Source organism: Herbiconiux daphne (assembly GCF_024979295.1).
In the GTDB taxonomy this organism is placed as follows: domain Bacteria; phylum Actinomycetota; class Actinomycetes; order Actinomycetales; family Microbacteriaceae; genus Herbiconiux; species Herbiconiux daphnes.
Map to the genome: position 1 here is coordinate 1 of NZ_JANLCJ010000461.1, position 657 is coordinate 657.

A 657-nucleotide genomic window follows, 5' to 3' on the forward strand; every position below is an offset into this window, starting at 1 on the left:
TTTGCTAATGTTAATTTCCCATCAGTGGCGTGATGGGGATGCTCTACCATTGATTCACTCCCTTCAATAAGGAGGAAAATCATGGCATACATCTATCTGCTGCTATCTATGGCTTTAACTATTTATGATGAAGCTGGTGGGCAGGGAACTCAGGCGATGAGTTTTGTGGCTGATACGGTTATCAACCGCGTTCATAACCCCCGGTTCCCTAACACAGTAGATGGCGTTATTTATCAGCGTGGGCAATTTGCTTGGACGTCAAAGTATAGACATAAATCCACAGAAGATTTAAATCACGCTAAGCAGATAATGATTAGACGTAAAGAAAGACACCAGTCTCCTATCATATGGATTCAGGCTATTGATATTGCGTCGAAATCGTTAGCACATGATTATACGCCTAAGACCCATGAACTTTATTTTTCTACCAAGACAATTAAAGCTCATTCTTATTCGTATAAACACCATTCAAAACACAAACGTTAAAAGGTATTTGTACAATGGCTATTACTCTCGCAAGTATTTTGGGTGATCTGGTTAAGCAAGAAGGTAAGGATCTGGATACAGCTCATAAGGATCTGAAACAACTTCGTAACAGCGCAAATGCTATTAAGGCGGCACGTAAAGTGATTGCCTCACGTCTGCGTGAGCTGAAAG

The 657-nt window shown here is 40.8% G+C and carries 1 protein-coding gene; it reads left to right on the plus strand.

Annotation, left to right across the window (positions count from 1 at the left end; genetic code table 11):
* The first annotated feature begins 81 nt into the window (after positions 1-81).
* Positions 82-486: a cell wall hydrolase gene (locus N1032_RS25855; RefSeq protein ID WP_259543480.1), complete on the plus strand. Its 405-nt coding sequence runs from the start codon at positions 82-84 to the stop codon at positions 484-486.
* The last annotated feature ends 171 nt before the right edge of the window (positions 487-657 follow it).